Source organism: Serratia sp. AS12 (assembly GCF_000214195.1).
GTDB lineage: Bacteria > Pseudomonadota > Gammaproteobacteria > Enterobacterales > Enterobacteriaceae > Serratia > Serratia plymuthica.
Window position 1 is genome coordinate 4607521 of sequence record NC_015566.1, and the last position, 22164, is coordinate 4629684.

The window sequence follows — 22164 nt, forward strand, 5'->3', positions numbered from 1 at the left end:
GGATGAACATCGTCAGCGGTTAAGCGCGCCGTTTAGCGGTGCTCTTTTTTTTCCAACGCTTCGTCGGTGCAGGTAAACAGCGACCGAAGCGTGGTGGAGACGGTGAATTTCACTTTTTCAAACCGGCTATAAACATTGCCCAGTTCGTCGTGCAAAGTGATATCCGCCAGCAGCAGGGTTGCCGTCTGACTGGTAATGCGCATGGAGGCGTAGAATGTCTGGTCAAAATCCAGCGGCGAATATTGCTCGATAACCCCTATCGCCGCAGGCAGCCCCGCCTTGTCCGATTGCTGCATCAACCACAGCAGCGGCAGTTGAAGACCGACATCGTTGATAAACAGGTTGAAGGAGTTGGCCGGGAACTGTCCCTGCTCCTGGGCCTCCAGCGACGGTAAGCGACATTTAAGGATCAGACTCTGCTCATCGATGTGCACCACCTGCTGAATGCCGCGGAAAGCGTTACCGTGAAACAGCTGCGCGCCCTGCGTCATATCGCCATAAAGCGGTACCGCCAGCGGGATCGCGACGTCGAGATCCCCGTGCAATTCTGCAAACTGCGCTTCTCTTCCCTGCAGGGCGAGCAACAGCGTGGCCTGATAGTGCTTCATCTCTTGCTGGCTGCTGATGATCAGATCGACGGCCAGATGATCGTCGTCAGGCCTGTCGCCGGCATGAGGCGTCATGCTCACGCGATAACGCTCCGCTTCGTTGCCGTCGAACACGATGCCTTTCAGGACGGTAAAGTGGCTGACTCGCTGCAATTGATAGCCGGGGAACCGCTCTTCGCAGACGCGCGTCATCCACGCGATGGCTGCGGTAGCAGGCAACACGGGGTTATCGTTGATCACGTGATGTTGCAAAAACGGATTGTTCTGCGGCTGGAGCAGGCGCGTGACTTCGTACCGTTCCGCAGGCGCCGTCAAGCGTCGTTTCGCACGATAGTTGTCTCCGCCGATGATGACCTGCGGATGCGCCGCGTCCGTGAACTCGCGCACAAATAATTCAGTGCCAGTCTCCAGCGGAATGATCACCATGTTATGGGTATCGTAGGCGCGCTTCAGCGTATCGTTCACCATACCGCCGTCCCACGGGCCCCAATTGATGGCGCGCACTGTCGGTTGCCCCTCCGCCTGCAGCGGCAGCCATGCAAACTTGTTCAGCGTCTCGTTGGCCATCGCGTAATCCGTTTGGCCGGCGTTGCCAAAGAAGCCTGACACGGAAGAGAACAGCATCACGTGCCTTAGCCCGGTGATATCCAGCGCGCGGCAGAGGTTTTCCAGCCCTCTGACCTTCACGTCAAACACGGAACGTAAATCACCCAGCGTTTTTTTCTCAATGCGCTTGTCGGCCAGGTTGCCCGCACCGTGGATAATGCCGGTGATGGGACCGACAACCTGCTGCGCCTCGTTCAGTACCGCCGCAACCTGTTGCGCATCGGTAATATCGCAGTGGCGATAAATCGCCTCTCCGCCCGCCTGAGCAATCTGGTGCAGGGTGGCGTTGATTTCGTCGCTATGCAGCAAGCCGCTCAGCATGGCGTCGATTTTTACCGGCGTTGGCTGCACACCCTCAGATTGCAGTTGGGCTATCGCCGCAGCCTTGCGTTCCGCTACCGTGGCTGTGCCCTGCGCCCACGCCGGCAACGGTGCATTGATGTCGGTGCGGCCAAGCAAGATAAAATGAGCCTGGCTGCGCTGCGCCAGTTCAATCACGCATTTTGCGGTTATCCCGCGTGCACCGCCGGTGACCACCAGCACATCCCGCTCGCTAACGTCGGGCGGCGTCTCTTCGTTCTCCGTCGGCGCTGCGCTCAAAGCCAGCGTCATCCGTTCGCCTTGAGCACTGCGCCCGACCTCCGCCAGATCGCGGCGCGCATCCTGGAGTTCCTCCAGCAGAATGCTCACCGCCTCGCCGCTTTTCAGCCCGGCGTCAATATCAAGCGTGCGGCAAAATGCCGTTTTCCACTCAATATTCAGTGATTTGGTCAGCCCGCTAATGCCTGCCGGGAGCATGGTGGAGAGACCGCCTGCCCTTGAAATGGACAGCTGACCGTCACCGCGAGTGACCACAAAGAACCAGCCTGGGTGCTGTTCACCGCGGTTCAGGCTCTCCTGCAGCCGCTTCGCCAGCAGGAAGGCGGTTTCCAGCGAACGGTAGCCATTGGCGCTGAAAATGTCGGTAACCTTTTTCACTTTTTCGCGCGTGGCCTGCAGCCAGATCACGCCGTCTAACGCGCCGCGAGCCTGCTCAATTTCCGTGATGGCGGTGTCCAGCGTCGCCTCATTCGGATGAGCGAGGCTGTAGACATGCGACGTTTTCCCCTGCTTTTTATTTTTGGCGGCTGCCGAATGCAGCGCCAGCACCGAGACCGTCTGTCCCAGCTGCGTCAGCTGTTTCGTTACGTCATCGATGAGCGTTTTTCCTTCATCGACAATCAGCCAGTGACGTTTGACGGCAAAAGTCTGCGTATCGCAATCCGGCGTCGGCAGAGGCTGCGAAGTCACGCTAAAACGTTGTGTATGCGGCTTTACGCTTACTGTTTCTTCTGTTGCAGACTGAACCGCAGGCGCCACATACTGCTGCGATTCAGTTGAAGACTTTTTTGCCGATTCAACCTCTGCGACGACTACCGTAGAGGTGACAAAGCCGAGCGTGCGCAGTTTGGCGTCGCCACCGATATCTTCGGAAGCGCGTAACGCATCCGCAGGCAACTCCGCCTCGCTTTCGCGCTGATTATCTTCAGTAAAGAAGTCTTTAGAGGACGCGGTATCCGGCGTTTCTTCCCCTTCATCCAAGCCCTGCTTGCGACGGATATCGGCAATGATTTCATCAATCATCTCTTTGAAGAACAAAGACATTTTGTGAACATTGCTCAGCGCCTCGATGTCGAAAGTCTCCAGGTCCTTATTTTTCGACGCGTCGTGGTAGATACCGGCATCGGCGGAGAAGGCGTCAAACATGGCACCGAAAATTTCCAGTCGCTTGATGGAGTCAATGCCGAGATCGGCTTCCAGATCCATGTTCGCGTCTATCATGTCCTGCGGATAGCCGGTTCGGTCGCTGACAATGGTGACCAGCCGCGCCGTGATTTCGGCCTCCGTGATGCTGGCAAAGCGGGAAAGCTGCGCTTCAACGTCCGGAGACATTGGGCTGGCGGTCGGTTTCGCCGCCTGCGGTGCTGGCGCTGACGGTGCAGGCGCCGGCGCAGCCTTGGCTACGACAGGCATTTCAGGGACTGAAGGACGCGGTGCCGAGAGGCTGACCGGCGCAGCGACAGGATGAACAGGCGCAGCGACAGGCGACACGGACACTACGGCGGCCTGAGGGTAAGCCTGCACCGGCGTGTTCAGCGCGCGAGGCGCAACCGGCATCGGCGCCTGGCCCGGTTGGAACAGACTTTGTTGAGTCGAGAAATAGCGCTCATGGTTGCTGTGATACAACTCCAGATTTTTATCCAGCAGTTGCACGCTTTGCCCAAGGCTGGCAAGGATCGTCGGTAAGTTGTGGTGATCGCGGAAGTTTTCCAGCAGCGCGTACTGCTTATTCAGCAGCGAGTCCAGTAGCTGAATATACTCTTTTTGATTGGTCTGGAACTGCTGATGCAGTTGGCTCATAACCTGCTGAGCCTGCAGAACCCCATTCAACGGGGTGTTATCGTTACTTTCAACTCGCTGATTAATCTGTTCCATAGCTTGATCTCGCTTGTGAAGGGCTTCCGACGTGTTGGATTTGGTGGATTGAAACAGGGGTGATGCCGTGGCAGGCAGGGGCGCTACGGCAGGCTGCACTTTCGCCGCTGCGGTCACGGGTGCTGCGGTCACGGTTGCAACGGGCATCGCTGCCCCCTGTCGCGCACGGATGAAGCGCTCGACCACTTCGGTATCACCTTCACGAAGCGCGTGCTGCCGCCGACGCTGGTTTTTTTCTGACAGGTAAAAGCCGCCGTTCAAACGGCAACTCAAACGTCCGGTAAGATCACCCTGCTCTGGAGCCGGGCGCACGTAGCGATCCAGGGCGTTCAGCTTGACCCCCTCGGCCAATAACCGAGCCTGGGCACGGGCCAACTGAAGGCGATCGTCTCCCGAATCGCCGGTATTCAGTGAGATCAGCGTGTGCTCACGTCCTTTCAGGATGTCTGCCACCAGTTTTCCCAGCACCCCTTTCGGCCCGATTTCAACAAACAGCCGTCCGCCGCGCTGATAAAGGGCTTCAATGGTTTCCCGGAAACGAACCGGCATGACCATCTGCTGGGCCAGGGTTTCCGCGTAGGTTGCGGTGTCAGCAGGCCAAGGTGCCGCAGATGCGCTTGAGAAAGCGGTGCAGTGCGCCGTGTCGAAGCGGATGGATGACAGACTTTCCAGGAATGGCGCACAGGCAGCCTGCAGGAAGGGTGTATGGAACGCGGCGGAAACCGGTAAAATACGGCACTGAACATCGCCGGCTTTCAGTTCGTCGTACAGTGCGTGGATGCGCGCCGTGGCGCCGCCCAAGACCACCTGGGCCGGTGAGTTGTCGTTAGCCAGCACGATATCGGGATAGCGTACCAGCAGCTTTTCACATGCTTCAACCGTCAGGGCGGCAGCCAGCATGGCACCGCCGTCGCCCTCGTTTTGCGCGACGGCCGAAGCTGCCGCCATACCGCGAGCCAGCGAGGCGCGATAAAAGTCCGCATCGCAAAGCGCGCCCGCCGCCCATAGCGCGGTCACTTCGCCGTAGCTATGGCCCGCGACGAAATCGGGCGTAAAGCCGTTGGATTTCAAAATAGCGTAATAACCCGCGCTAACCGCACCAATGGCCGGCTGCGCGTTGGCGGTGTCCGTCAAACGCTCCCGCTGCGCGTCGCGTTCGGCATCCGAAAATGCGGGGGTCGGATAAACAATGTCTGACAGGCCATGACCGCGCACATCAGCGGCAAATTTATCCAAGGTTTCCAGCGCCTGGCGCATCTCTGGATAATCGATGGCGACCTCACGCCCCATGTTGACATACTGCGATCCCTGCCCCGGGAAAAGCGCCACGACTTTGCCGCTCAGAGCCTTCCCTTCCGGCTGGAAATAGATGCCTTGCGGGTGCTCCCAGCCCTTGTCCTGGTTATTTCGCAGCTGTTTTACGGCGGTTTGCAACAGTTGCCCGGCATGCTCGGCCGAGGTAGCGACCAGCAACAAACGTGCCTGATGCGCTTCCAGCGTGTTGATATCCTGGGCGGCAAGATGCTGTCGCAAAGCCCGCGCGGCCGAGCCGGTACTGAAGCTCTCCAGCGCAGTTTCACAACGCTGCAAAAGCTGGTCGGCATTATCGCCGCTGAACAACAGGGTGTAGGTCGATTCGTTCAGCCGGTAAGCGCCGTGCGCATCCTGTTCGTACTCTTCGAGAATGGCGTGGAAATTAGTGCCGCCGAAACCAAAGGCGCTTAACGCAGCGCGACGCGGCGAATCGTCAAGCGGGCGCAGCCAGGGCCGCGTCTCGCTGTTGAGATAAAACGGGCTATCTTCAACGCTCAGCGCTTCCATCGGCTGCTGGACATTAATGGAAGGCGGCAGCACTTTGTGGTGTAACGCCAGCGCCACTTTAATCATGGAGGCCGCGCCCGCCGCGCAACGGGTGTGCCCGATCTGAGATTTTACGCTGCCGACGGCAATCGAATGCGCCGGCAGACGATACTCGTCAAATACCGCGCGCAGGCTCTTGAGTTCGGTGCCATCGCCGGATGCCGTACCCGTTCCATGCGCCTCAATCAGTTGAATATCGCCAGGCAGGATACCCGCGCTGGCGTAGGCGCGCTTAAGCGCTTTGATTTGCCCCTCGTAGCGTGGAGCGAAAATACTTTTTGCCCGGCCATCGCTGGAGGCTTCAAGAGATTTGATTACCGCATAGATGCGATCGCCAGCCAGTTCGGCATCTTCAAGCCGCTTCAACACAAGTAGCCCAACACCATCGCCGAGCATGATGCCGTCGGAGTCGCGATCAAACGGACGTGAACGATTGCTTTTTGAAAGCGCGGGCGTTTTGCTGAAGCAAAGAAACGAGAAGGCCGAGTTTTCAAGATTAACGCCACCGGTTAATACCGCATCGCAGCTGCCGGAATTCAGCTCGCCTATCGCCGCCTTGATCGCCGCCAGGCTGCTGGCGCAGGCAGCGTCAACCATGTATGACGTGCCGCCAAGATCAAAATAGCTGGCGATGCGTCCACAGGCGACATTCCCCAGAAAACCGGGAAAACTGTCTTCGTTCCACTCCAGGTAGAGTTCATGCGCACGGGCAATCACATCGTCGGCCACTTCCGTGGAAAGGCCGGATTTGATCATGATTTCGCGCAGATAAGGGGCCTGCTGACGCGCCGCCAGCGAGAACGAGGTATTGCCGTTGCCTCCTCCCCCCAGAATGACGCCGATACGGTCGCGATCAACCTGAGCGTCTTTTTTATCCACCAGCCCTGCATCCTGCATCACCTGCCTTGCCATATAGAGCGAGAAAAGTTGGGCGGTGCTGATGGAGTCCATAATGGCGGGTGGGATCTTAAATGCGACAGGATCAAATTCAATAGCGGGAACGAAGCCCGCTTTATGGCCGTAGGTTTTATCCGCAGCCGTCGCATCCGGATCGTAGAAATCCTCTTTGCGCCAATATGCAGCGTCGGACATTGAACTGATATCCGTTAGCGAATCACATTTATTGGTAATGTTTTCCCAGAATTCATGCAGGTTAGATGCATCAGGAAAATGACTGGCCATGCCGACAATAGCAATATCGCCATGTGTTTTCTGACCATGCGTTAGATATGTCTCTGACATATATTCCTCGCGATTCAGATGAATGGACCCCATGTCCCGCCCATAATTTTCTTACGGGCACAGTACAATCACTGCCATTATTGGCAGCGTAATAAGCGCTGTTTTATTTCAATAAAGTGAATGAAGCTTTACGTTATTATTTCTTGAGTCCCTGCGTTAACAAACTGGTCCTTGCTCTTAGCAATCCCCCCAGCGCACCTACGATGGCGCTAAGCGCCGCGACCAGAGCGTCAATTAGCGTCACCTGCAGCGGCGTAAAAGATGCCCAGGAAAAAAAGCGACTAATGATGAAAATCGCGACGATAATGCAGCCACTCCATGCATGGATCAGAAAATACATCGTTCCTTCATCCAGAGTGTCATCGTCCTCGAAACGTAATAACTGGGCTCTAATGTCAATGGTTGCCTGCTTTTGCGTGATATAGGCGATCCACAGGGCAATAATATAAGCGGTTCCGCCGCAGCTGAAGGCCATTTCTGCAACGTCGATATAGGCGGGAGCGTGTTCGCTTCTCGGTGAAAAATATCCCCACGACAGCAGGCCGGCAATGATTGCCGCGATCACGGCCCAGGGAAGAAAATAATTAAAGACCATAAATCTGTCGCTGGCTTCTTTGCTGGCCTCCTGCTGCGGCATGGCCAGCCGCCCGACATACCAATCGATAATCCGATCTCCGACGATACGCAGGGTCAGGCAACACGCCGCGATAATCACCAGGCAGACCGCACCCAGCACCCAGCCCGTTAAGGTTTTTCCTTCGGGTGAAAACGCTTGTAGCAACCAATAAAGCGGTGGCACGGTAATCAGCGCCAGCAGTATCGCGCAGCTGGCGATTCGCCCCCAGAGCGTTTCCCCCCAGCCCGCAGGCGATATGTCTTCAGACGTTCGGCGATGAACAGCATAATCTTCTGTTGCGTACCCTTTGAGGAGATCATAAACAACCTCACCCGAGATGGAAATAATCGCCACCAGCGGGAACAAGGCTAGGAAAATTCCTACAGAAGTAAATCCCCCCGACGGATTAACGTAAAAAAAAATACCACCGATTATTAGACAATCCAGTGCGCTGCGAATGGCGACATTCATGAACGCCGCCCCGGACAACCTGTTATACGTAGAAATATGCGTCATAACGAACCCAGTCCCGCCATATATAGCCAAACAAAGAAGTGTTACAAACAAGTTAAAGAATGCATATGAATATGTGGGGAATAATATCACATAAAATTTATGAAATAACGGTATACATGCCTAAAGCTTATATTTCAACTTAATCGATAGTCAGCAGAATCTTAGGAACAAAAAAAGACTATAGACTTATAAATTAATCACTTAGCTGAGTTTAACTTAACCAAATTGTTACATAAACCTTCATTTGTTGTTTTTTTTAGAACTTTAAACCTAACAAAAATAAAAAAACAGAATTTTACACCCAATGAATTTAACCAGTAAAATCAAATGGATAACACTTTTTGTTGACCAACTTCAAAAATAAGACATTAGGTTCATTAAATATTCATAAAAAAGCCTTTACATAAACAAATCGCAAGTGCGATAGTCCGAGCGCTGTATTTTTTATTATCCCCGCAGGCAGAAATATGGCCTGGAATGCGGCTTTACGGAGAAAATTATAGCGAATTAATTAATCAAAAATAATTAGAAGGGGAATTAATTCATTCGTACGCTAACCGAAAGACGCGCTACGTTGCCTGTCCGGTTAATTATATCACCCCGTTTTTATGACACAGGCCCATTATCTGGTAAGGAATCGCCGCCCTATGTTTTCATTAGCCCGAGCTATTTTGATTTACGAGTGGCGACGGTTTTTACCGGCCGTGCTAGCCGTGGCTTTTGCAGGATTACTGGTGCTGATTCAGTTTGGATTACTGCTCGGCATGTTCAGCGCCGTCAGCGTTTATATCGATCGTTCTTCTGCCGATTTATGGGTTGGGTTTCCCGGCACGCAAAGTGTCGATCAGCCGCGCTCCATTCCTGAAAAAGTTGAAAATCAACTGCGCATGGATCCCGACGTCATCGACGTCGAACGTTATACCTGGACGCTGGCTGACTGGAAACGGCCGACCGGCGGTCGCATTTCCGCCACCCTGATAGGCATCAATCCAAAAGCAGAATCCATGACATTTTCGCACCTGCTGAACCCCCAACTCAGACAGTTGCTGCGGGTGCCCGGTAATCTGCTGGTTGATGAAAGCGATCTCGACAAGCTGGGCGTGAAAGTGGGCGACTATACCGAACTGCAAGGCAAGCGGGTACATGTGGCCGGGACGGTCAGAGGGATGCGCTCCATGGGCGGCGCCAACGTCATCTCTTCACTCACCACCGCACGCACCATCGATAAGAGCCTGCTCAATAACGACGTCGACTACTTCCTGGTGAAAATAAAAGACCCGATGCAGGCTGAGGCGGTACGCGATCGGCTCCAGCCACACGGTTCGTTTCGCCATTACCAAATCTGGACCACCGAGGAATTTTCCATTCAATCGGTCGCGTACTGGCTGTTTGAATCAGGCGCGGGCGGGGGATTCCTGTTCTCCTCCGTGCTTGGTTTTATCGTAGGCGTAGTGATCACCAGCCAGACGCTGATGGCGGCGATTGTTTCCGCACTGCGTGAATACGCCACGCTTCGCGCGCTCGGGGTATCGTCAGGATCCCTGCGCGCCGTGGTGCTGGAACAATCTTTCTGGATTGGCGTGGTGGGACTGTGCATTGCCGCACTGGTCAGCGTCCTTATCGCCGCCGGGGCTGAGCTCTTTTATGTCACCTTTACCATTCCGCTGGTTGCCGCTGCCGGCATTCTGCTGTTGGTGATGGTCATTACGCTGCTCTCCGGGCTTTCTGCCCTGCGCGCGCTTAATCGTGCCGAACCCTTTACGTTACTACGCTGAGAAATACGATGAAAAAAACTGCCACAATTCTGGCCGAGCAGATTTCCCACGGCTTTACCGTGGGGAAAATCGTACAGCCGGTGATCAGGAATGTTGACCTCAGCATTTTCAGTGGGGAGCTGACCCTGATTATCGGGCCATCGGGCTCTGGAAAAAGTACGCTGCTGGCGATTCTTTCGGGGCTGCTGCGCCCAGATAGCGGGCGCGTACAGGTTAATGACGCAACGCTGACGACCCTATCACGCCATGAGCTGGAATATTTTCGGCTGATGAACTGCGGCTTCGTGTTTCAGGGCTTTAACCTGTTTGCCGCGATGACCGCACTGGATAATGTCATCCTGCCGCTGGTCTACGGCGCAAAAGTCCCGAAAAAAGAAGCCGCCCGGCGGGCCAGCGAGGCGCTGGACATCGTTGGGCTGAGCCAGCGCAAAACCCTGCGTCCAACCGAGCTTTCCGGAGGAGAAAAGCAACGCGTGGCGATTGCGCGCGCGTTGGTAAAAGATCCGCCTTTTCTTTTTGCCGACGAACCCACCAGCGCGCTTGATAAGCACAACGGGCAGACGGTGGTGGACCTGCTGCACAATATCGCCCGCGAAAAAGGCTACACCGTGCTTGCCGTATCCCACGACAGCCGCCTGATCGATCATGCTGACCGGGTAATTACCATCGAAGATGGACACATAACCGACGACACTCGTCCTATTCCTGAGAGATCGTGCACCCTATGAAAAACGTCCTGCGTCTCTGCTTACTGGCAATGTCTCTGGCTTTGAGCTTGAGTGGCTGCGATGACACTCCTCTCGCCGCTGCCGCCACCGCCACGCCCTCCCCTTGGGCCGCCGTGGCTAAAGGCTATATCAGCATCGAAGGCGGCTTAATCAGTATCGATGCCCCCCGCCCCGGCATTATCAAAGAGATTCTGGTAGAAGAAGGCGCGGTGGTAAAAAGAGGCCAGCTGCTGGCGCGCATCGAAGATAACGAAGCACTTGATGCACTAAACATCAAGGTCAAACAACAAATCGAGGCAGTGCGCGATCTGGAGTGGGCACAGCAGAAGCTGATAATAGCGACACGGGAGTTCAACCGCTTGGCAAAGCTGAATACCACGGTGATTTCCGAGCAGCAGCATGACAACGCAGCGGATCAGATGGCACTGCAGCAGCGCGAGCTGGCGATGAAGAAAGCCACGCTGGAAACGGCAAACGCGGGGGTCAAAGCCGCTGAGCTGGAGGTGGAAAAATACCTGGTCGTTGCGCCGGCGGATGGCCGCATTGTCAAACGCGACGCCAAACCGGGCGAAGGCGCGTCCACGCTGAACGTCACCCGGTTGTTTATGCTGGCCCCCAATGCGCCACGCATCGTACGCGCCGAGCTGGAGGACGTTTTCGTTAACGCCGTTCAGCCTGGACAGCATGCGGAGGTCACTCTGGAGAATAACGATAAGCGCATCTATAAAGCGCAGGTTTTACGCCTGAGCGAAGTGTTTGGCGCCCGACAACCCACGGACGACCCCAATGTGAATCAGGATACGCGGGTTATTGAATGCGTACTGACCCTGGATGCGCCGCAGATTCGTATCGGGCAGCGCGTACTGGTGCGTATTTTGCCGGCGGATAAACCCGACGCGACGGCACGCGAGGGGTAACCTGATGGGGCGCCAGGCGCCGAAGGGCATCGGTTGCGATGTTCGCCTATAAACGTATTACGCTGGGCATATGTTTACTTTTGAAACGACGTTTGTCGCCTCCGCTTTTATACGCCAACAGAGCACGGGCTTTGTCACCGATGTTCCCGCCGTTACGGCATGCCTTGTGGAATTTGATGGCTGCGGTTACCACAATGCGCTGTTTGCCCAACTATCGATCCCCTTGCCGGGCGCGCTGACGTCGGCGGTGGCGAAACGGCGGGCCGACTATCTTTCCGGGCGTTATGCCGCGCGTCAGCTGTTGATGAATGCAGGCTGTCGCGATGCCGTTGCCGTCGGCCCCGACCGTGCGCCCGTCTGGCCAGACGGCTGGTGCGGCAGTATTTCGCATACCGGCAAATGGGCCATCGCGGTACTTTCTCCTCAGCGTTATTGCGTAAATCCGGGCGTTGATATTGAGCGGCTCCAGCCGGAAGTTATGCGAGAAATCGCGACGACCTTTACTACGCCTGATGAACGTGCGCTGCTCGCCAAGAGCCGGCTTCCCTACGAAACCGCGCTGCTGATCACGTTTTCCGCCAAGGAAAGTTTATTTAAAGCACTTTTCCCGCAGGTTCAGCATATGTTTGGTTTCGAAGCCGCCTGGCTATGTGAACTTAATCCGCAACAGAACGCGTTTACTTTACAACTGACCCAGAGGCTGGCCCCCAGGCTACCCGCCGGATATCGCGTCAGAGGCCATTACTTACTCCGCGACAGCGAAGTCATCACCCTGATTTTGGCACCAACGGCATACTGATCGGCCGTCGGCGATCCGCGTATCCTTTCCGCCATCTGCCCGGCAATCATCCACAGCCTTGGAAAAGGGTTATCGCACTACCAGGGGATATCGGCATAACACGCACAGTTCGCTGTCTTCAGCCAATGAAAAAGGAAAGACACCGTCTTTTTGATATTGCGTATAATAAAGGGTATTCAATTTCTTCACAGTCACGTCGCTTTCCAGAAAAGCGAGGTTATACGGGCTGGTCACCTCCGAAATACCAAATCTAAATCCCTTTTCAATGGCCGACAAACTCGCCGCCCGATAAAGGCTTCGCAATATGCCTTGCCGCTGAAATGCCGGCAACACTGCGGTCATCCAGCAATGCAGCAGCGGTTTACTTTCATTTTCCTCGGCAGAGTGTTGAAACTCATAAAGCGAATCAAGAAAAGCGAAGATGGTATTCAACTTTTGGCTTTCATAATCGCCGGGGATAAAGTCATTATGAAAATCCGTCAATATCCTTACCCCCACCAACCGGGAGGATGTTTTTTCTATCGCCACCCAAGACAGCTGGGTTTTTATCGCGTGATGAACCAAATCCGTTACGAAAGGCGTCAACTCGTCTGAAGATATGCCTATCGCCTTCCCCAGCGGTTCCTGAGCGCTAAATACCGTACACAGACATGCAATAGTCTGTTCGGCGTGAGTCTCATCCAACACGCTATAAGCAAAACGCTCCTGAAGATCTGCTGCCATACATTGAACTCCTGTAAGGTTTTTAATACGGTTTCCCAACTGATGATTTATGCTTTTTCCGCCGGTATCCTGACAACCTCATTCATCGCAACCCGCAGATGCGTTTTAATCTGCGGCAACCAGGCAATATGCGCCGGCTTCATCAGACATACCCGTAAACACAACACCGACTCCGCATCCCAAAATGCGCTGTCCGGCGCGATTTTATCCCGCAGCAATTTTTTAGGGACGCGTGCCAATGCCAGATGGAGATTCATTTCAGCGGCCTTTTCAAACACCCTTTGCGACAGCGCTGAACTGGCCTGGGCACTGGCGCCAGCCACAAACCACAGCACAATATCCAGAGCGGGTTCCAAAACCGTCACGCAGTCCGCTTCTTCCTCCAACCACTGGAACAGTGACATGGCGGCGTCCCTGGAACATTGCAGCGCAGCAGCAAACGTGCCGCCCGCCACCAAAGGCAGCAGTTTTTGGGTAGCCCAAAGCGCGCCGGCCGATGCGCCTGCTCGTGAACATTCCAAACTGATCTCCCCCAAATGCAATTCATCAGAACTGAAATAGGTGTACGGCGAATCATGTTTGTAATGTATTCCTACCCCTGGGTCCTTAAACAAGACACAGCCGCATCCATAGGGCTGCATACCATGTTTATGCGGATCGACAACGATAGAATCCGCTTGCGCCATGGCCTCAAACGCACTCCTACTCGCCACAGACAGCCCCTCGCACAGAGAAAAATAGCCTCCATAGGCGGCATCGACGTGAACTCTAAAGTGATACTTTCTTTTTAACGCGAGAATGGCATCCAGGGGATCAAGCGTTCCTGCCGCGGTAGTGCCTAATGTCACGACCAGGGTACCTATATTGCCTTGTTGCAACCTCGCTTCCAGCTCGACGAGATCCATTCGCCCGGCGGCATCGCAGGGGATCTTTTCAAACCTCATGTCCAGCACCTGGCTAATACGCTCATGGGTGTAATGCGCCAGTTCTGAAGCGGCCACCGTCGTCCCTGGACGTAGCATTTTGGCTATCCAAAGCGCTTCCAGATTGGCAAAGGTCCCGCCACTGGTCAGATGGCCAAGATGCTCGGACCAGCCAAACATGTGGGCTATTTCGGCAACCGCTTCCTTTTCCATCGCCGAGGTGGCTCTTCCACCATCAAGTGCATGATTATTAGGGTTGATATACAGGCATAAGGAATAAGCGAGACGCGCAATGGGATGAGGGGGTTTCAGCATTTGCCCCAAATAAAAGGGGTGAAAATAGGGATAATTATCGGCCATCCTTGAAGATAGCTCACTCAATACCGCCTCCATCGGCGCCAAGGCTTCATTTTCCTCATAGTCAGGCAACAGGGAGAAACTCGCCTCCAGGGCGGAGAGCTGTCTGGCCAATAGGGCCAATTCCTCTTGATTAAACATGGTTTCCTTGCCCCCCGATCATTTAGGTTGAATAAAAGACAAACGTTTAATTTTAAACTCGGTGAGCACTTCAGCCGCAGGGTGTAAATTTGCGCTTCTCAGGCTATTTTGGTTTTCCACAAAACGCTCGCAGACAAGAATGTGGGCATCGTAGGCTTGCTGTACCGAGGCAACAAAATCATCGTATTCCTCACCAAAAAATGCCCGCATTCGTTCTTTATTCTTTTTTATGCGCGCCATGATTTTAATTAAATAGGCATGATCCATACTCCCCAACCCGCTGAACCTCTCGGGCATAGAGGGCCGGATAATGCTTTCATACTTTCCTTTCTGAAAGTCAGCGCTGTATTTCATTGCCAGTGCCGACATTCTCATCATATTGGCCGCATTTCTCAGTGAGAGAATACCGTCATGCCTGTTACCCTGCAGGAAATATTCTTCAACATTATGTAATGCCAACAATGCCGCCTGAATAAAAAGGGTGAAAATCTTATGCCCGACCTTCCAACGGGTTAACTCTGGACTCTTCATATCCGCTCCCTGACATGCTGTTCTGAAGCACTGAGGTAATCAATGCCAATTAACAGTGCTTCATGTATCCCTTGCAATAATCTTTCTTGCTCATCAATCCGCAGTGCCGTTTCAGACACCTTTATTTCCTCACTAAAAAGCAAAGCACAATGAATTCCTGATGAAATATAAACGTCCAAGGGCCGATCCGAGGTTCGTGTTATACCGAAGTAATCATCAAAAATACTGAACGCTTCATTACTGACCCTTTCCGCTCTCGCCACCTCGTGATTTAAAAATTTCAATATCTGTCGGCACGCAGGTTCCATATTTACCAGGAAGTCGCCCTCAATTCCCTCGAGCGCCGTGAGCAACAATCTGACATCATCTTTTAATAATATACTGTGTCTGTTGGATATTAATACACTTGGAATTGATAGCATACTTACCGTCCCACCAATAAAAACACTCGGTTAGTTATAGGTGACGTATTATAAACTCGCCAGAGCGCCATTAAAAAAACCTTCAAGTCGGAGGTGTCAGTAACGTTAATTATAAAAATACCCAGGGATAATTTCAGCGTTAATTATAAGCGTCTCATTAAATGCCCACCTTATTTATAATAACGTGCCACTACCCCCAGAGACCTTTACCGGTTCACATGCCCATTTTCTTCATCCGTGAAAGCAAAGTGGTACGTTTCAGCCCCAGCCGTTGGTTTCTTTCCGTACCCGCACAATCCGTTGACAATGCCAGCCCTCACGAATAGGCCGGTTCAAAGGCCTCCGGTGACTGTGGCGTCAGGCCAGGTTGTACCTGTATTCACCGGAGTGCGCGTTTAACTCGCGCTGATGATAATCTCAATCAACCCAGGTTTTCCACTGACGATTGCCGCTTCAATCGCCGGGGCAATATCGCCGGCACGGCGGATTTGCAATGCTGCAAGCCCCATTGATTTTGCCAGTGCTAGATAATCAATGGTGGGTTGAGTGATATCCATGGCAATAAACGTATTGCTTTGGGAAGAAGTGTAATGCTGCTGGCTGCGCATAAAATTTTTCAGGATGTTGTATTCCTGATTGTTCATCACCACAAAGGTCACGGGCAGATCTTCATGGGCAGCCGTCCACATCGCCTGAGGCGAGTACATCGCCGCGCCATCCCCCACCAGGCAGACGACCGGTTGTCGACCACGTCCCAGACTGTAACCAATTGCCGCAGGCATACCCCATCCCAACGCGCCGCCACGCATGAAACCATATTGCCCGGCTTGATCGCTGGAGAGAAATCTACGCATCGACGATGAGACGCATAATGCCTCATCAATAATGGCTACGTCGGGCCCGATGGCACGTACAACCTCATGGGCAGCCACCAGCGGCGCAATGACCGGCAACGCGAATTTCACCTCGACCTCTCGCTCCAGGACCTCCCGCGCCCATTGTTTTTCATTCCGGGCGTGCTGGATCAGGGCGTCATAGTTCTCGCGTTTTGCCTCGGTCAGACTCTCCAGCTTTGGCAGCATGGCATTCAGTGACGTTTTAATATCGCCGACTACGGAAAGCCGGGTGGCATAGGAACGTCCCAAATCATTAACGTCGGCGGAAAGCTGATAGACCGCGCAATTCTCCGGCACTGCAGAGCCTTCGCTGTAGAGGATAGTGATTAATGATTTGCCACCCAGGGCAAAGATTGCTTCGTAGTTTTGCAGGATCTCGGCAATCCCCCGCGCGGTAGTCGGCATGTTACCGCGCCATAACGCGTGCGAAGTGGGAAACGGAATGCGCGAAGGCCAGGATGAACCATACACGTGAGCCCCAAGCAACTCCGCGACTCGCTGGGTCTCGGCCGAAGCGTGACTGTGATGGATCTCGTCCCCGGCGATAATGGCCACTCTGCCGGGGAGGTAATCAGCCAGGATTTGCGCCAAAGCAGGTAATGATCCCCCCGTGGTATGCCGATCAATCTGCGAAGGCTCACCGATAGGCACATCACTGAGCTGATCCATGATATCCATCGGCAAGCTGAGAAATACCGGGCCGCTGGGAGCTGCGTTGGCATCATGAAAAGCGCGCCGGATGAGCACCGGCAACTGCATGGCGTTGGAGACATTTTCTGCCCATTTAACCGCTGGCGCCGCGATGCTGTTCAGATCGTCATAGAGCAAGGGGTCGCTGATCGCATGCCGAGTATCCTGCTGCCCGGCAGTCACCACCAACGGCGTCTGGGAGACTTTGGCATTCAACAGATTTCCCATGCCATGACCAAGGCCCCCCGCAGTATGCAGGTTAAGAAATCCCGGTTTTCCAGACGCCTGAGCGTAACCATCGGCCATCGCTACGGCACTCGCCTCCTGCAGTGCGAGAATATATTTCAGCGCCGGGTTGCGCAGCAGTGCGTCGATCAGCGGCAACTCGGTGGTACCCGGGTTGCCGAAAATATATTCCACACCTTCACTGGCCAAGGTTTCCAACAATACATCCGCCCCGCGACGAGCGCTAAGCGCGGCAGTCGTTATGACACTCATGCCTGCAGACTCCATTGGTTATTGTTGTTCGCCAGTGCAGGAAGGAGCAAAGACCATCGCTGTTTACGCTCCTCTTGCGGCAACCGGCTCAGTCGGTACTCCAGCGCTGCCATTTTCACGGCAATTGATTGTAATGCCTGTTCAAGAGCCGCATAACCGCCTCTAAAATAAAATTTACCACCATTACTGGCAATAATCCCATGGCGCTGCAGGTACTGGAACAGAGCGACAGAGGAACGTGCATCGTAGTTATCTTGCGCAGAGGCCTGCAGCGGATAACGAATTAGCCTTTCAGCCAGAATGTACTGCGTAGCAGCACGCAGTTCCGCTACCGGGGAACTCAAACGCAACAGCGTCAGCAACGTCAGAATATCCACCCGCAACTCTTCCGCGCCGGCGCCATTACGTGAACTTTTGGCTTTCAGGTGCTCCGGCAGGGGCAAATAGCCGCGACGATGATAATGCTCATGCAGATGTACCCAAATAGCGCTGGCGTTGATCAACAACGGATCATCGGCATCGATAATGTCGGCGAAGGCGGTAGGTGACCAGAAAGCGTCAATCGCTTTACGCGTATAGCCTTTAAAACGCGCCACAAATTTGTCGATCAAATAATAAGCCTGGTGATGTTCTTTAACCTCGGCGTCACGGTAATTTTCCGCAAAAACCGCTACCGCCAACGGATTAAGAAACCCTTCGGTACAAGATTCAATCACTGCCGGTACAGCGTCAGATATGGGGACTAAATCAGTGACTACCTTGGGTAACGGAATAATTTTTACACGCATGGCTTCCAGAAAGGCATCCGGGTTATAGGGTACAGAAAAAAATCCCACAATAAATTCAGGATCGGAAAAACAAGTAAGATCGAGTAAATTTCCGCAGGAAAAACTCCGATTGGCGCAGTTTCTTAGCAAGGTATTAATATGAATATTATCCCGATATTTACTCAATATGGGGACAATACAGCGATGAATCTGCTCAATGTCAGCGGTTATTCCTTCCGCTATAATTTTCTTTCGACACAGGTTTACCGCAGCGACAATATCGTCTTTCATGCAAATGCCTCTCTTGAATGAAGGGGAATACTTCAAGGTAATAGCGCGTTGTCCGTCATCTCTCTGGCCGGTAACCGTGCCATATGCTGCAATAAATTGATTTTATAGTCTAACGTCACGCCGGCGTCGTGCGCGCCATCGAGCAGTAACTGGCGATAGCGGGCGCTGGGGGCAGCCTCTTGCTCATGTATTACCCGCGCGAAGTAGGTCATGGCCATGACCTGTTGTCCGTCAGGCAATAAAACACTGACCCATTGGCGTTTGTAACGATGCAGATGCACGCCTTCCCGCCGGTCAACCGACGCCAACAATGCGGTCGGCATCCGGTAAAGCGCTCCCTGCACAGCATGTCCGATGGCAGGGGTGATATTGGCGCAACAGACTGGCTCGTTAAGAGAGGGATAATTAAAGCGCAAACAATGCTGATGCAACGTGGCAACACTGAGAAAATAACGTCGGCTGTCGCAGCCGAGCGTCGCAGTAAAGCTTTGTTGGTTCATGCATGAACCATAAGCAAACAGATAACACGGCAAAGCTGAAGCAAACATACATCCCCTCCCGACTTAATCCAGTACATAATGATCGTAAACCGAAGAAACGCTTTTAATTGACGTCAGAGTAAAGTCGCCCACCGGGATCTCTTTATGCAAAAGATCCTCAAGGTAGATCACAAATTCCACAATGGTCAGCGAATCCAGCAAACCCGCTGCAAAAAGATCGGTATTGGCATTAAATTCTATATAATTAATATTATCTCTTGCACTGAAGAATTGGCGGAATAATTGAGTCAGTGTATCTAAACTTGGCGATGCCATAATAACCACCTTGAAAGTTGGAAATATTATTCAGAATGCAATCTGCTCCGTGGACAACGTTGTTAGTACTGCCGGTCGTCTCAGCATATTGTCTGTATGCTGCCGCCAGTGAGGGAATTGGCTCATATCCAGCCCCAGCAATGTCCCCCAACGGAAAAAAATCATCACAGCCGGATCGACAATCGAAAATGCGCCACCCACGGCCCAGGTTTTATCTCGTAGCCTGTTTTCAATCTGTTGATACAGTTGTTCACATTCTCGCAAGCCGTGCCGGCGGATCCCCTGCCAGGCATTTTCTTCGTCGGTAACGCGATGCGGATGCAGACGCAGAGCAATGCTGGCAGGCATCATGCTGCTTAGCCAGTTAAGCCACTCTATGGCCTGTGCGCGTTCAAACGGCGTAGCAGGCAGTAAACGACATTCCGGCCAGGTTAGCGCCAGCCACACAAGAATCGCCGAGGCCTCGGTCAGGATCCCATGCGGTGTCGCCAGGACCGGGACTTTGCCTTTGGGATTCAGCTCACGAAAAGCGAGTTGTCGTGTCTCACCGTCTTTTATTGATACGCACTGCAGTTCAAAAGGCTGGCCGATCTCATTGAGGAGCACATGGGGTGCAAAAGAGAGATGACCGGGACAGTAGTAAAGAGTTAATGGGAATGACATCGTTACGCTTCCCTATGTAGCGCTACAGGTTTGAGCCAGCCGGAGGTGTCGCTACCACAGCGCCCCGCCTGGATGTTTTCCAGTTCAACGGCTATCTCTGCCGACAAGCACGGATTGTTGGCCGTGGCGATGCGTCGTTCACCGATTTGCAGATAGTCAACCGCCCGCACGCCCAGCGCAGTCGAAGTGACAAACAGCTCCCGGAGTTTTCGCTGCTGACTGGCCTGCATGACCTCTTCCAGCGTGATATTTCGCTCAATGACCCTGATACCGCGCCTGCGAATCAGGGAGATAGCGGACTGACGGGTGATCCCGGCTAAAACCCGGTCAGAGAGCAACGGGGTAATAACGGTATCACCCACGACGAAAAAGACATTCATGGTACTGGCTTCTTCAATGGTGTGATTATCAAGGGCCGAGAGCCACAAAACGGCCTGATAGCCGGCAGAGTGAGCGGCCTGCGTCGCCTGGAACTGATGCGCATAATTCGCCGCCGTTTTCGCCGCGCCCAACCCGCCCGGTGCCGCACGATGTTGATGCTGTTCAACCCGCAATGAGAAGGTAGCGGGCCGGTAAGCGCGAATCGGCGCTGCCAGTAGCAGGAACAACGCACGCCGGCTGGTGACAGGCATCAGATGATCGTCCATGGCGTAGATTAATGGGCGCAAATAGAGCCATTCGCTGGAAAATGGTGACTGCCAGTTCGCACAGTGGCTGACGATACCGTCCAGCGCGGCGTCAAACAGCACCGGATCCGGATACGGCAGGCAGAGACGCCGGGCCGAGCGACACAAACGCTGATAGTTTTCGTCGCCGCGGAAAATGTAAGCCTTGTTGGCATCTGCGCGCCTGGCTTTCATTCCTTCAAATACGCCGGCACCGAATTGCAGTGCCATCGCGCCCGGCGCGATGGTCAGCGGGGCTACAGGGCTAAAACTCACTGCTGACCAGGTATTGCCGTCATATTCCGCCCGGGCCATCGTGGGAGACCAGTTTTCGAACACTGGCAACGTCGTGTGTTGAGGCGTGTATTCTTGCGATAATTGCATCGTCGGTCTCACCAACAGGTTGTGTTTATACCGCCACGGATGGCGACAAGAGTGTGCGATTATTCCGCATCAGGCCTTACCCAATCCTTGCGAAAACGGCCCCTGCGACAGCACGGCCAAAGTCTCTTTGTTCAGTTCAAAACCCAGCCCGGGTTTATTCGACAGAGTCACACTGTCTCCGTTGTGCTCCGGCAAACCGAGGTATAGCTGATGGCAGATATCCGTCACCGCCACGTGAAACTCCACCATGCCACCGTTGGCGACACCCGCATGCAGATGCATGTTCTGATAGGGGAATGTTCCCCCATTATCGATGGGGACCCCGAAAGCTCTCGCCAGCGCGGCCACTTTCAGCCCGGCGGAGTAACCGCCGCACACGCACACATTGGGTTGCAGCACATCGACTGCGTTATTCATCAGCATGTCGCGGAAGCGGAAAAGTTGACCTTCGCTCTGGCCTGCGGCTACCGGGATACGAATCTGACGACGCAAATCCGCCAGTTTTACCGGGTCGTTATCCATGATCGGCTCTTCAAAGAAGGCGATATCGCACTCCTCGATTGACTGGGCCAAACGCAGGGCATGATAGTGATCAAGGCCACAGTTGGCGTCGATATAGATTTCCGCCGTATCGCCCACCGCCTCACGTACCGCGCGTACCCGACGGGCATCCTGACGGATCACATCGTCAAGAGAACGCCCCTGGTCACGGCGCGACATGGCGTGAAAGCCCACCAGCATTTTCAAATGGGTATGTCCCGTCGCGACCAAGGTGCGAGCGGCATGAACCAGTTGTTCATCGTTCAGGGAAGGGAAACCAAAGGTGGTATAATGTCTCAGTTCCTGACGGGCACCGCCCAGCAGTTTCCACACCGGCTGCCCCGCAGCCTTGCCTGCAATGTCCCAAAGCGCAATATCGATGGCCGCAATGGCATGGCTGGCATAACCGGTCTGGCCACGTGGACTCAACAACCAATAAAGGCGTTCGTTGATCGCTTCTCTCTGCAATGCATCCATCCCGATCACATTGGGGGTCACGACGGTTTTCACGATCGCGGCCACGACCTCTTCATCAGTGATGGCAGTGAAACCATGCCCGACAATCCCGGTTTCGGTTTCAATCTCGACAATCAGGCCGGAAAGTTTACCGTTGATAGGCAAGCCGCCCACTTCCACATTTCCGGAGACAAAGACCGGTGTAGCTTCGATCTTGATAATTTTCTGTTGCATAACTGCCCTTATTTGCCGTTAAAAGT

General features: G+C 53.8%; 17 protein-coding genes. 4 read left to right on the forward strand and 13 right to left on the reverse strand.

Features of this window, described 5'->3' with window-relative positions; translation table 11 throughout:
• Nucleotides 1–32: 32 nt before the first annotated feature.
• Nucleotides 33–6824, reverse strand: a complete 6792-nt coding sequence (locus SERAS12_RS21370; protein WP_338053728.1) for an SDR family NAD(P)-dependent oxidoreductase — start codon at nt 6822–6824, stop codon at nt 33–35.
• 103 nt (nt 6825–6927) lie between these two features.
• Nucleotides 6928–7923 carry a DUF6347 domain-containing protein gene (locus SERAS12_RS21375; protein WP_013814527.1) on the reverse strand — a complete coding sequence of 332 codons (996 nt, stop codon included), beginning with the start codon at nt 7921–7923 and terminating at the stop codon, nt 6928–6930.
• Between the two features lie 647 nt (nt 7924–8570).
• Between SERAS12_RS21375 and SERAS12_RS21380 the strand changes: the two genes are divergently transcribed.
• The 4 genes from SERAS12_RS21380 to SERAS12_RS21395 all read left to right on the forward strand — a co-directional run bounded on the left by SERAS12_RS21380 (nt 8571) and on the right by SERAS12_RS21395 (nt 12142).
• The gene (locus tag SERAS12_RS21380; protein WP_013814528.1) at nt 8571–9698 is read left to right on the forward strand and encodes an ABC transporter permease; all 1128 of its coding nucleotides are present in this window, start codon (nt 8571–8573) and stop codon (nt 9696–9698) included.
• A gap of 8 nt (nt 9699–9706) precedes the next feature.
• A complete protein-coding gene (locus tag SERAS12_RS21385; RefSeq protein WP_013814529.1) occupies nt 9707–10426 on the forward strand; it encodes an ABC transporter ATP-binding protein in 720 nt (239 codons plus the stop codon).
• Nucleotides 10423–11343, forward strand: coding sequence for an efflux RND transporter periplasmic adaptor subunit (locus SERAS12_RS21390; protein WP_013814530.1), 921 nt, complete (start codon nt 10423–10425; stop codon nt 11341–11343). The genes SERAS12_RS21385 and SERAS12_RS21390 overlap by 4 nt, the downstream gene beginning before the upstream one ends.
• A gap of 70 nt (nt 11344–11413) precedes the next feature.
• The gene (locus SERAS12_RS21395; RefSeq protein ID WP_013814531.1) at nt 11414–12142 is read left to right on the forward strand and encodes a 4'-phosphopantetheinyl transferase; all 729 of its coding nucleotides are present in this window, start codon (nt 11414–11416) and stop codon (nt 12140–12142) included.
• Between the two features lie 69 nt (nt 12143–12211).
• Here the strand turns inward: SERAS12_RS21395 and SERAS12_RS21400 are convergent, their stop codons facing one another.
• The 11 genes from SERAS12_RS21400 to SERAS12_RS21450 all read right to left on the reverse strand — a co-directional run bounded on the left by SERAS12_RS21400 (nt 12212) and on the right by SERAS12_RS21450 (nt 22138).
• Entirely contained in the window at nt 12212–12865 is a 654-nt protein-coding gene (locus SERAS12_RS21400; protein ID WP_013814532.1) for a hypothetical protein, read from the reverse strand.
• Nucleotides 12866–12912: 47 nt separating this feature from the next.
• On the reverse strand, nt 12913–14286 hold the full coding sequence (locus SERAS12_RS21405) for an aminotransferase class V-fold PLP-dependent enzyme (RefSeq protein ID WP_013814533.1): 1374 nt from the start codon (nt 14284–14286) through the stop codon (nt 12913–12915).
• Between the two features lie 18 nt (nt 14287–14304).
• Entirely contained in the window at nt 14305–14817 is a 513-nt protein-coding gene (locus SERAS12_RS21410) for a hypothetical protein (RefSeq protein ID WP_013814534.1), read from the reverse strand.
• The gene (locus SERAS12_RS21415; protein ID WP_013814535.1) at nt 14814–15239 is read right to left on the reverse strand and encodes a hypothetical protein; all 426 of its coding nucleotides are present in this window, start codon (nt 15237–15239) and stop codon (nt 14814–14816) included. The genes SERAS12_RS21410 and SERAS12_RS21415 overlap by 4 nt, the downstream gene beginning before the upstream one ends.
• Nucleotides 15240–15634: 395 nt before the next feature.
• A complete protein-coding gene (locus tag SERAS12_RS21420) occupies nt 15635–17323 on the reverse strand; it encodes a thiamine pyrophosphate-binding protein (protein WP_013814536.1) in 1689 nt (562 codons plus the stop codon).
• A complete protein-coding gene (locus tag SERAS12_RS21425) occupies nt 17320–18381 on the reverse strand; it encodes a DUF6421 family protein (protein ID WP_013814537.1) in 1062 nt (353 codons plus the stop codon). The genes SERAS12_RS21420 and SERAS12_RS21425 overlap by 4 nt, the downstream gene beginning before the upstream one ends.
• A gap of 32 nt (nt 18382–18413) precedes the next feature.
• Nucleotides 18414–18929, reverse strand: a complete 516-nt coding sequence (locus tag SERAS12_RS21430) for a gamma-glutamylcyclotransferase family protein (protein ID WP_013814538.1) — start codon at nt 18927–18929, stop codon at nt 18414–18416.
• A 15-nt stretch (nt 18930–18944) separates the two neighbouring features.
• Nucleotides 18945–19196: a phosphopantetheine-binding protein gene (locus SERAS12_RS21435; RefSeq protein WP_013814539.1), complete on the reverse strand. Its 252-nt coding sequence runs from the start codon at nt 19194–19196 to the stop codon at nt 18945–18947.
• 30 nt (nt 19197–19226) lie between these two features.
• Nucleotides 19227–19859, reverse strand: coding sequence for a glutathione S-transferase family protein (locus SERAS12_RS21440; protein WP_013814540.1), 633 nt, complete (start codon nt 19857–19859; stop codon nt 19227–19229).
• Nucleotides 19860–19861: 2 nt separating this feature from the next.
• The gene (locus tag SERAS12_RS21445; protein WP_013814541.1) at nt 19862–20908 is read right to left on the reverse strand and encodes an aminotransferase class IV; all 1047 of its coding nucleotides are present in this window, start codon (nt 20906–20908) and stop codon (nt 19862–19864) included.
• A gap of 69 nt (nt 20909–20977) precedes the next feature.
• Nucleotides 20978–22138, reverse strand: coding sequence for a mandelate racemase/muconate lactonizing enzyme family protein (locus SERAS12_RS21450; RefSeq protein WP_013814542.1), 1161 nt, complete (start codon nt 22136–22138; stop codon nt 20978–20980).
• Nucleotides 22139–22164: the final 26 nt, after the last annotated feature.

Coding starts and splice junctions, on each gene's coding strand:
- SERAS12_RS21430 (WP_013814538.1), bottom strand. CDS start 18,929: ATGTTTGCTTCAGCTTTGCCGTGTTATCTGTTTGCTTATGGTTCATGC.
- SERAS12_RS21370 (WP_338053728.1), bottom strand. CDS start 6,824: ATGGGGTCCATTCATCTGAATCGCGAGGAATATATGTCAGAGACATAT.
- SERAS12_RS21415 (WP_013814535.1), bottom strand. CDS start 15,239: ATGCTATCAATTCCAAGTGTATTAATATCCAACAGACACAGTATATTA.
- SERAS12_RS21440 (WP_013814540.1), bottom strand. CDS start 19,859: ATGTCATTCCCATTAACTCTTTACTACTGTCCCGGTCATCTCTCTTTT.
- SERAS12_RS21390 (WP_013814530.1), top strand. CDS start 10,423: ATGAAAAACGTCCTGCGTCTCTGCTTACTGGCAATGTCTCTGGCTTTG.
- SERAS12_RS21425 (WP_013814537.1), bottom strand. CDS start 18,381: ATGAAAGACGATATTGTCGCTGCGGTAAACCTGTGTCGAAAGAAAATT.
- SERAS12_RS21410 (WP_013814534.1), bottom strand. CDS start 14,817: ATGAAGAGTCCAGAGTTAACCCGTTGGAAGGTCGGGCATAAGATTTTC.
- SERAS12_RS21400 (WP_013814532.1), bottom strand. CDS start 12,865: ATGGCAGCAGATCTTCAGGAGCGTTTTGCTTATAGCGTGTTGGATGAG.
- SERAS12_RS21375 (WP_013814527.1), bottom strand. CDS start 7,923: ATGACGCATATTTCTACGTATAACAGGTTGTCCGGGGCGGCGTTCATG.
- SERAS12_RS21405 (WP_013814533.1), bottom strand. CDS start 14,286: ATGTTTAATCAAGAGGAATTGGCCCTATTGGCCAGACAGCTCTCCGCC.
- SERAS12_RS21380 (WP_013814528.1), top strand. CDS start 8,571: ATGTTTTCATTAGCCCGAGCTATTTTGATTTACGAGTGGCGACGGTTT.
- SERAS12_RS21450 (WP_013814542.1), bottom strand. CDS start 22,138: ATGCAACAGAAAATTATCAAGATCGAAGCTACACCGGTCTTTGTCTCC.
- SERAS12_RS21445 (WP_013814541.1), bottom strand. CDS start 20,908: ATGCAATTATCGCAAGAATACACGCCTCAACACACGACGTTGCCAGTG.
- SERAS12_RS21395 (WP_013814531.1), top strand. CDS start 11,414: ATGTTTACTTTTGAAACGACGTTTGTCGCCTCCGCTTTTATACGCCAA.
- SERAS12_RS21435 (WP_013814539.1), bottom strand. CDS start 19,196: ATGGCATCGCCAAGTTTAGATACACTGACTCAATTATTCCGCCAATTC.
- SERAS12_RS21420 (WP_013814536.1), bottom strand. CDS start 17,323: ATGAGTGTCATAACGACTGCCGCGCTTAGCGCTCGTCGCGGGGCGGAT.
- SERAS12_RS21385 (WP_013814529.1), top strand. CDS start 9,707: ATGAAAAAAACTGCCACAATTCTGGCCGAGCAGATTTCCCACGGCTTT.